This window comes from Bradyrhizobium sp. AS23.2 (assembly GCF_001908185.1).
GTDB lineage: Bacteria > Pseudomonadota > Alphaproteobacteria > Rhizobiales > Xanthobacteraceae > Bradyrhizobium.
The window spans coordinates 1-9,404 of the sequence record NZ_LGHM01000213.1 but is presented as its reverse complement, the minus strand read 5'-3'; the positions used below and the strand labels follow the sequence as shown (position 1 = coordinate 9,404).

General features: G+C 62.7%; 6 protein-coding genes and 2 pseudogenes. 3 read left to right on the top strand and 5 right to left on the bottom strand.

From position 1 onward, the window contains the following. Positions 1 to 184: 184 nt before the first annotated feature. Both AC630_RS36825 and AC630_RS36820 read right to left on the bottom strand, forming a co-directional pair. Entirely contained in the window at positions 185 to 862 is a 678-nt protein-coding gene (locus tag AC630_RS36825) for a protein-L-isoaspartate(D-aspartate) O-methyltransferase (protein WP_074123287.1), read from the bottom strand. 590 nt (positions 863 to 1,452) lie between these two features. After that, positions 1,453 to 2,991, bottom strand: coding sequence for an amidase (locus AC630_RS36820; protein ID WP_074123288.1), 1,539 nt, complete (start codon positions 2,989 to 2,991; stop codon positions 1,453 to 1,455). A gap of 895 nt (positions 2,992 to 3,886) precedes the next feature. On the opposite strand from AC630_RS36820, the gene AC630_RS36815 reads away from it, so the two are divergent. From AC630_RS36815 to AC630_RS36805, 3 genes are all read left to right on the top strand, one after another. Further along, positions 3,887 to 4,639, top strand: a complete 753-nt coding sequence (locus AC630_RS36815) for a cupin domain-containing protein (RefSeq protein WP_083636528.1) — start codon at positions 3,887 to 3,889, stop codon at positions 4,637 to 4,639. Positions 4,640 to 4,806: 167 nt separating this feature from the next. Continuing rightward, positions 4,807 to 6,129 (top strand): acetamidase/formamidase family protein, encoded by a 1,323-nt coding sequence (locus AC630_RS36810; RefSeq protein ID WP_167561352.1) that lies wholly within the window; start codon positions 4,807 to 4,809, stop codon positions 6,127 to 6,129. Positions 6,130 to 6,218: 89 nt separating this feature from the next. After that, a complete protein-coding gene (locus AC630_RS36805) occupies positions 6,219 to 8,000 on the top strand; it encodes a Rieske (2Fe-2S) protein (RefSeq protein WP_245330630.1) in 1,782 nt (593 codons plus the stop codon). A 126-nt stretch (positions 8,001 to 8,126) separates the two neighbouring features. On the opposite strand, the gene AC630_RS48145 is transcribed toward AC630_RS36805, so the two are convergent. The 3 genes and pseudogenes from AC630_RS48145 to AC630_RS47480 form a co-directional block, all read right to left on the bottom strand. Next, complete coding sequence (locus AC630_RS48145; protein ID WP_349539916.1) at positions 8,127 to 9,101, bottom strand: S41 family peptidase; 975 nt, start codon at positions 9,099 to 9,101, stop codon at positions 8,127 to 8,129. A gap of 6 nt (positions 9,102 to 9,107) precedes the next feature. Then, a pseudogene (locus tag AC630_RS48140) lies at positions 9,108 to 9,233 on the bottom strand (hypothetical protein); the annotation flags it as partial. A gap of 72 nt (positions 9,234 to 9,305) precedes the next feature. Further along, positions 9,306 to 9,404 (bottom strand): annotated as a pseudogene (locus tag AC630_RS47480) (IS5/IS1182 family transposase); the annotation flags it as partial.

Here is a 9,404-nt window from a genome sequence, read left to right as displayed (position 1 = left end):
CAATAAGACCAGCACCGACCAGACCAGGCTGTAAGCTTCTCTCATGAGACAGAAGCATTGCGCAATCCGGCCTCACGGGCCAGCTGGATTAGGTTTCCGACAGGGACAGGGGGTCACGAGGCTAACCGCGCTGATGCTCTCGCTCATTGTGGCCATGCTCCGCTGCGGATGCGCCACCGGCTTATCACAAGCCGGATCCAGTCTCCTCGAGTTGAGAGAACCGGACGGTCAGAATCTCCTTCATCGTCATTTTGCCGTTGGCGAGTTTCTCCGCCAGAATGAGCTGCTGCGTATTGGGCAGGCCGGCCGGTATGACCATTTTCCCACCCGCTTTCAATTGGTGGATCAGCGGAAGAGGAATGAGATCGGGAGCGGCCGTCACGATCACCTTGTCAAAAGGCGCGTGCTCTGGCCAACCGTGATAGCCATTCGCAATCTTGAGTTCGACATTGCTGCAGCCCTGCTGCCGGAGCCGTTGTTTCGCCTTCTGGCCAAGCTCTTCGATGATTTCAACGGAGTATACCTTGCGGGCCAACTGCGCGAGGACAGCGGCCTGATAGCCAAGACCGGTACCGACTTCGAGAACGCTGTCGTCGGCCTTGACGTCGAGCAGATCGGTCATTAAGGCGACGATAAATGGCTGCGAGATCGTCTTTTCGAAGCCAATTGGAAGCGGAATATTGGCATACGCGTAGGGCTGAAATTCGATTGGCACAAACTCATGCCGCGGCACCTTGCCCAGGGCGGTCATGACGCGTTCGTCAAAGGCGCTCTTGCCGATCGTGTCGCGCAGCGCAAAGGCGCTGGCGGCGATGACCGCGAGCATGTCTTTACGCAAAGCCTCTACGTCTTCCGCTCGCATTGGCAACTTTCAAGGGCATAAGGCGGTTCACCCGCCTCACGCCTAGCCCTGCTATTGCAATAACTGGCCACCGGTCACGATCACTCCCGCCGGCAGCGCGAACGAGGTTCCTCAAGCGGAACTCCGACTTCCATGACGCCTTAGTCGTTGCAGGCCCATTGAGGACAACGAGGCGCCTTCATACGGCGAGAAGATTGTACAATCTCGCCGGCTTCCCTTGAAGCGAAGAAATGCTCGCGGGGTTTCCATGGTGCTCTGAGAGTGTCGTCGACTGCTTGTCGCGTTGCTCAGTTAGCTCAATCTTGACAGGCCCGCCCGACTTCTTCTGCCGAAAGTAACGCGATCCACCGCATGGCCGCTCGGCGTAATGTCACTGATATAGTGCGAGAACGTCAGAGCCACGCGGCTTGCTATCGCCAAGTTGAACCGGCCAAGGTCACGGAGTCGCCCGTCGAATCTGGTCCGGACGACCAGACGCGTTGGGCCTTAGCGCAGGCTTGGCGCCAGAGGCTCGCATCAGATAGCTCGCGGGCCTCTTTCCGAACCTTGGACGCCGGCGTTGCTGTTAGCCGGCAATTCGCTACTGCCGTCTACCCGACGATCTGGAAGGCGTCAGCCGCACGCAACACGGTGCCGTCCTCCCAGTGGCGTCCGATCAGCATCATGCCGACAGGGAGCCCTGCCGACATGCCTGCCGGAACCGTGGTGGCAGGATGGCCAGTGACGTCGAACGGGCAAGTGTTGGAAATCATTTCGAGTGCCCGCGCAACGTAGTCCTCGCGGCTCGCGTCCGGGGCTGGGAGTAGCGTGGCCTTCAAAGGCAACGTCGGCATAAGCAGAAGGTCGACGCCGTTGAGCGCTTCATCATAGGCGGCGCGCAGCACGCGCGCGAGGTTTTGAGCCTTGGCGTAGTAGCGGCCCTGGTAATTGTCCTGCATGTACTGGCCAAGCAGGACGACGAGCTTGACGGTCTCCGAGAGATCGTTGGCGCGCACCCGCCGGCTCCGGCCGTAGAAGTCCAGGAGCGAAGTCGTATAGTGCCCTTTCCAGTTGGTTCCCATGCTGTTGCCGGCCACCATCAGTTCCGTAGCGCCCTCGACAGCGATCGCGTTCCAGATATGGATGCCGTCGCGGTGAAGGGGGATCGATATCTCGCTCACAGTTGCCCCCGCTCCCGTCAGGCGCTGCGCCGTCTCGCGTACCATGGCGTCGACATCGGGCTCAGAATTAGGCCAGCCAAACCCCTCCTTGACGATCCCGATATTCAGGCCGCGGGCGTGTCCGGTGAGCTGCTTGGCATACGCTTCCGTACGCAGTCCACCCGATTGGCGCGGGTCAAGGCCATCGGCCCCGGCGAGCACCTCGAGAAGCTGGGCGGTATCGCGGGCGGTACGGGCAATGGGCCCGGTATGATCGAGTGTCAATTCAATCGGGAAGACACCTGTGTATGGCACGAGCCCATAGGTTGGCTTGTGGCCAACTGCACCACAGAAAGAGCTTGGAATTCGGATCGAACCTCCCTGGTCGCCCCCGATGGCCATGTCGCACTCGCCCGCGACGACGAGCGCGGCGCTGCCGCTGGAGGAGCCCCCAGCAGAACGCTTCGGATCGTGCGGATTGAGCACTGGCCCAGTGTCGGAGGTATGGCTGCCACCCGAGAAGCAAAGATGCTCACACACGGACTTGCCGACGATCTCCCCACCGGCATCGAGGATGCGGGTCACAATGGTCGCGTCCACGTCGGGGACGTAGCCCTCTAGCACATTGGAACCGTTCATCATTGGGATGCCGGCGACGCACACGTTGTCTTTGATGGCGATTTTCTTGCCCGCGAGAGGCCCCGAGCTAGCGCCTTTGATCGAGCACCTCCAGTACCAAGCGTTCAGCCGATTGTCCGAGGCGCGTGGACGGAAGCCCGCCTCCCGCGGGTACTTTACCGCCAATGTCGGCTCCGCAAACTGGTCCAGGCGACGGTACGACGCGAGCACACCGTCCATGAGGTTGCGGAACGACGTCAGATCGTCGCGGCTGAGATCCAAGTTGTAGGATTTGGCAATGCGCGCCAATTCAGGCAGCGGTGGCTTGCGCAGAATCCGCGGCGCCGTCGCCGTCGGGGGTGGCGCTTGCATGCTCGCCTCGGCCGCACGAACGGGCGTTGCCGCGGCGACGACGGTTGCCGCAACCCCGGCCGTGCCGGCATGAAGGAAGCGACGACGCGAATAGTTTGGCGATGCTCGCATGGCATATCCTCCCTCGATCAATAGGTTGACTTCTCGATCCACCCGCTCGCTCTAAAGTGTCTGGCCGCGATCTAGTCGGTGGCTGCGGGCACTATGGCCGGCACGTCAAGCTCCAAGATCCCGATGAGACCTTTCTGGACAGGGCGCAGGCGCATGAGGTCGGGACGTGAGGTCTGGCCGAGCGGATCACTTCGGTAATCAAGACCGGCTACAGGATGCCTCCGGCATCCTCGCACGGACTGCGGAACGACACGCCATCCAGCAGGCGGATTATCGTGCAGCCACCTGCGATCTTCAAGAGCTTGCGTTTGTCACGGTCTGCGCTCGTTAGCACGTCGCGGAGCACTTTGACCGTGCGACACACGCATAGCCAAACCACGCGTGCGATGTCTTTTCCTGGCCCATACGCGGCGTACCCTGCCCTTGAACTAGTGTCGGCTGTTGCGGATAGGCCGGACGTGATTGACATACGGCCCAATAGACTCAGTTGACCCGAACGCGACGAACCAACCCATGTCCGTGCGTCGGCTCTCAGGGGCTGACCGGAAATGGTCGGGGCGCGGCTAAATCGACCCGAATGGAGCGGCCAAGTTCATCGCCTACGGTTTGTCGTCTGGTATCGAGGGCTAAGCTGATAGCCGAGCCCGCGACTTCGGCCGAAGGGCGACGCGATCCCGAATATGCGCATTGATCCGGCCAACAGCAGCTCAAGGCCGCCGGCCATTCCAAGAGGCGCCGGAAGAGCGTATGCTGGTTCGATGATCCCCTGAACTGGGAGGCCGTCATGCTGTCCATGACGAGAGCACTCCTGCTGCTCGGCGCAATGGCACTGCCCGCTCCCGGAGCAGCACAAACGACGCCCGCCCCATCGGCAATTACCCGGACCGTTATCGCTGCAACCACACTGCCGATTGTGGTGGACGCGCCGCTCCATTTCAAAGCCGTCAGTGTCATCCTGCAGCCAGGCGAGAAGAGCAGCGTGTCAGAGGCCGACGGCATCCTTTACCAGATGTCGGGATCGACCGAGGTGTTTCTCGATGGCGAGACCAAAATGCTCAACACCGGAGAGGGGCGATTTGTCGCCAACGGAAAGACCGCGGCACTCACAGCGGGCACCGGAGCCCCGTCGACTTTCCTCCACTTCTTTCTTGTCTCCGCGGCCGACTTGGGTCGACCTGCCGAGACGCCACCTGCCGCTGTAAAAGAACTGTATCGTACGGTGCAGCCCATTCCCGACCTGAAGCCGGGCATCTATGAGCTCAATCTCACCCGCGTAACATTTCCGGCACAGATGCCGTCCAACCCGCCACACCATCGGTCGGGCGCGGCTCTTTATTTCATCATTTCGGGCACCGGGGCGAACACGGTCGACGGTAAGACTGAAACCAGAGGACCTGGTTCCTTGATCTATGAGCCGCACACCCTCGTCCACCAATGGGGAAACCCGGGCAACGAGCCGTTGGTCTTCTTGGCCTTCAACATCAATCCGGAAGGTGTGGCAGCCGTGCTTCCCGTGGCGCCGGCGGAGAAGCAATAAGCCGACGGCGCGCGGCCCGCGGCATCAGGAGGACCATTCGATTCCAGAACTTCCGAGAATCGTTCGACTCTGCTCGGAGGGTCGGTCAGGGAGACGAAGACGATAACTTCGTCATGGCGAGCACGAAACGATCGATGTCGCGAGGGGGCTCTATTGCGAGGGTCATCATGTCAGAACTCGAGCACGCACACCAACACGCTCCCGATCACCATCACGCCTGCGCCAACCTCTTCGGCTGCGGCGACGAGAAGGGAACCGGTATCATCCGCGAGGACATCAAGGACGCTGCCTTTGACAGTCGCGCCTCCGATCGCCTCCTCCATATGGACCACGTCGATCAGGGGATTTTTGATGGCTACTTGTCGGCCCGTGGCCGCTGGCGCCGGAAGTTCCTGCAAGCGAGCAGCTTTTTGGGTGTGCTGGCTGCTGTCGAGCCCTGGTTCACCAGCCTTGCGCAGGCGCAGGAATCCGGCGCCGGACCTATGCGCCGTTCCCAGCCTGACGGTCGCGTGCACGTGGTTCCCTCGACCGAGGAAACGGTTCGGCTCGGCGTATTCGACGCCACCCTGCCGCCGATTCTTAGCATCGAGTCGGGCGACACCATCAGCTTCCCCGCTACTTGGTCGCACTTCCTGAATGAAATGCAGCCAGGAGTGCCGATTGGTACCCTGGCGCAGCTGCGCGTGAGCAATCCCGGCCGGGGGCCACATTCGATCATCGGACCAATCGCTGTGGCCGGCGCCGAACCGGGCGACGTGCTGGAAGTCCGGTACCAGTCGATCCGCCCCTACGAATGGGGCGCGGTGTTCAACAACCCGGGGTCGCTCGGCACGGGTCTGCTTCCGCAGGACTATGCGCAGGGGCAGATCAAGTACGTCGATCTCGACCTTGGCGCCATGACGGGCAAGTTTATGCCCAACATCAGCATCCCATTGAAGCCGTTCCAGGGCACCTTGGGCGTTGCGCCGCCCGACGGCTATTTCCCGCCCTTGAGCCCCGGCGTGACCAGCTCGGTGCCTCCGGGCCCGCACGCCGGCAATCTCGATCTCAGCGAGCTGTCCGAAGGCTCGACGCTCTACATCCCGGTGTGGAAGCCGGGCGCTCTCATCTATACGGGCGATAGCCACGCGGTGCAGGGGGACGGCGAGATTTCCCTCACCGCGCTGGAGACGCGGCTGAAAGAGCTGCGCATCCAGATCATCCTGCACAAGCAGAAGAACCTGGCTTGGCCGGTGGCGGAAACAGACACACATTGGATCGTTATGGGACTCGACAAGGACCTCAACGCGGCGATGACGCTTGCGGCGCGCAATGCAATCAAGTTTCTGGCGACGCGGGCGAAGATCAGCGAGCTCGACGCCTACGCCCTGTGCAGCATCGCCGCAAGCTTCCGCGTGACGCAGGTGGTGGACATCGTGCGCGGCGTTCACGCCCTGATCCCGAAGGCCATCTTCGCCTCCGATCTCAGGCGCAAGATGACAGTGGTATGAGCTCGCCTGCGCTCTCGCCTTTGCGCGAGAGAATGCCTATGTGATGGAGTACCTGCGGTGCCCCCAAAGCGGCAATGGGAGGTATGCTCATGGACGCGCCGAGCGAGGAATTTGTGCTGGCGGGCAGCCTTGAGGAGCTGAGGCTCAAGGGGCGGCTCGTTGTACGCGGTGGCCATCGCCCGATCCTCGTCATCTACGACCGCGGGCGCGTCTTCGCCCTCGACAATCGGTGCCCGCACATGGGCTTCCCGCTCGAGCGCGGCAGCGTCGAGGACGGCATCTTGACCTGTCACTGGCACCACGCTCGCTTCGATCTCGAAAGCGGCTGCACCTTCGACCTGTGGGCGGACGACGTGCCGATCTGCCCGGTCGAGGTGCACAATGGTGAGGTCTGGGTGAAGACTACGTTCACTCCTGCCGATCTCGCCGCGCACTGGCATCAGCGGCTTGCGAACGGCCTCGCCCACGACCTTGGCCTCGTCATTGCCAAGGCCATTCATGGTCAGCTCGCGGCCGGCGTACCGCAGGCCGAAATCGCACGGCAGGTGGCGCTGTTCGGGGCGCAAAATCGCGACGGCTGGGGCGTCGGTCTTACGATCCTTACGGCGCTCGCCAATCTCCTGCCTCTGCTGCCGGATGAGGAGGCCTATCTCGCTCTCTTCCACGGCGCGCGCCGCGTGGCGGCGGACTGCGACGGCGAGGCGCCGCGGCGGGAACGCGCACCGCTTGGAAGCCGGCCGGATCCGGCCATGCTCAAACGCTGGCTGCGGCGGTGGACAAACGTGCGCCATCGGGAGGCGGCCGAGCGCACCCTGCTCACGGCGGTCGCGGCCGGCTTCTCCCCGGCTGAACTCGCTGATGCCCTGTTCGCCGCCGAGACCGAGCGGGCTTTCGCCGACACCGGACACTCGCTCGACTTCATCAACAAGGCGTTCGAGTGCCTCGACCTGATCGGCTGGCAACACGCGGCGGCTCTGCTGCCGACTGTCGTTGGTCAGCTGGTAGCGGCCCGTGGCGCCGAGGAATCGACGGCCTGGCGCCAGCCCGTTGACCTTATTGCGTTGTGTGAGGAATCAACCAGCGAAGTCGCGGACCTGTTCGCTGCCCGACGCGGCTCGCGTGACTGGTCGGGCCACGCCGCGCTTGCTCAAGAGCTGCTCGTTGACGATCCGGCTGGGATCGTTGACGCGCTCAAGGAGGCGATCCGCGCCGGTGCCGCTCCAGCCGACCTTGGCCAATCCCTCGCATACGCGGCAGCGCTCAGGGTTGCGCGCTTCGGCAATGCCAACGAGCACGCCGACTGGGAGACGGCGCATCACGTCTTCACCTACGCCAACGCAGTCCACCAGATGCTGACGCGCATCGGGACTGCCAACATCGACACTCACGTCACAGCCGTCCGCGGCATATTGCACGGAGCGATGGCACTCTACCTTGCTCGCTATCTCAATGTGCCGCCGGCGCGCGTCCCCGGCGACGGCGGCGAGCAGCTCGATGATCTGCCCGCGGATCCAGAGACCATCGGCGCCGCATTGCTCGACGCCTTCGACCGGCAGAGACAGGTCGATCTCGCCGCAAGCCTGGTGGCACGGCATTTCACGCTCGGCCATTCGCCGCAGGCGCTGATCGGCACGCTCGCGCATGCGGTGCTGCGCGAAGATGCAGGCTTCCATGCGTATCAGATGCTGGAGGCGGGAATCCGGCAATTCGGCGCGTGGGGCGACACGGACGAGGGTCGGCACATCCTCATCGCGGTTGCCCGCTATCTGGCGGCCCATTTCCCGACCGAACGCGCGTCCCAGCAGACGGCCGACATCGCCCGCCGCTTGATGCGGGGTGGCGAGCTGCATCACGAGGCTGGATCGTCCTGACATCACGCGCTGAGGGCGCACTCAGGGCGATCTGAACTGACAAGAGCCTGCGCCGGCGAACCGAGACGCGCTTCCAATGACCATTTTCGTGTTGCCTCTGCTTGGCGAATGAGTCTGACGCTCGGATCAGGTCCCGGACAGAACCGCGACAGCACGGCTCAGTTGAGGGTCGTCTGCCCCGGCGGAGGCCGCGCCTGCCGGGACCTCGATCGTCGGCGTCACGCCCACGCCCTCCAGGCGCTCGCCATCGACCCGGACATCTTCGACTGCGAGCAGCAGCAAGCCGCTTCCAATGAGGAATGCGGTGGCGGCAAGGACCGCGCCCTCTGTCCGGGTACCGATGAGTTCGCCCAACCGGTACTTTTTGAAGCCATAGGCCAGGACCTCCTTGCCGCTGCGCGTACCGCCGTTGATCAGCATCGCAACGGGCTTGCGCCACTTCACATTCACGAATTCGCTCCTGCCGCTTCCGTCGGTGACCTGCATTGTCGGCGCGCGGCCATTGAACAGGTCGAGATATTCGGGTTGCGCGCCGCCCCAGCCATCCCGCAAATCCCAGATCAGCGCGTCCGCGTCTTTCAACGCCCCTTGCGACAGCAGGTGTTCAAGAGCGCGTTGATAGATGGACCCGGCATAGCACCAAACGTGCACATAGCCGATGCGTCGTCCGTTGGATTCAATGACGCGCGCACTGGACTCCAACCCACGCAAGAACATCCCGGTGGGCTCGAGGTCGACCGGCCTGACCGGGATTTGCACCACCGCGGCGCCCCGACGGACCTCCAAGACAACCGATTTGCCGACCTTCCCATGGAAGGACCCGATCGGTTCAAATGCGGTCCCGTCAGCCGCAATGATTTCGTCGCCGGCACGGAGGCCGGCCTGCTGAGCCGGCGTTCCATCTATGACGCCGGTGATTGTGTTCCTCGCCTCGAAAGCTGAAATGATGCCTATGCCAGGATAGGAAATGCGGCCGTCTGGAAACGCGCGCTGCAGTCCCCGGCGTCGCAGTGCGCCGACAAAGATGTCTGCAAGCTGATAATATTCCGGGTCATCCGGCGTATAGAAACGCGTGTGCGAAGCGTGCAGCTCAGACAACATGGCATTGATGACGCGCACCAGAGAGTCCTGGTAGGTTGCCCGCTGCACGTCTGGAAGATATCTCTCCCGAACCGCCGGCCAGTCCAGTCCGTTGTGGCGCGGATCGTAAAAGCGATCACGCACGGTCTGCCAAACGCTCTCGAAGGTCGCGACGCCATCAGCGGGAACGTAGGCGCTGCTGGTTTCTCGCTCTAGGGTCCGGACTCAATTGATCCACCAAGTGAGTGCGGCAGCCAAGAGGATTGCGGAGAGGAAGATATCGGCTCGCTTGTCATAGCGGGTCGCGATACGTCGGAAATCCTT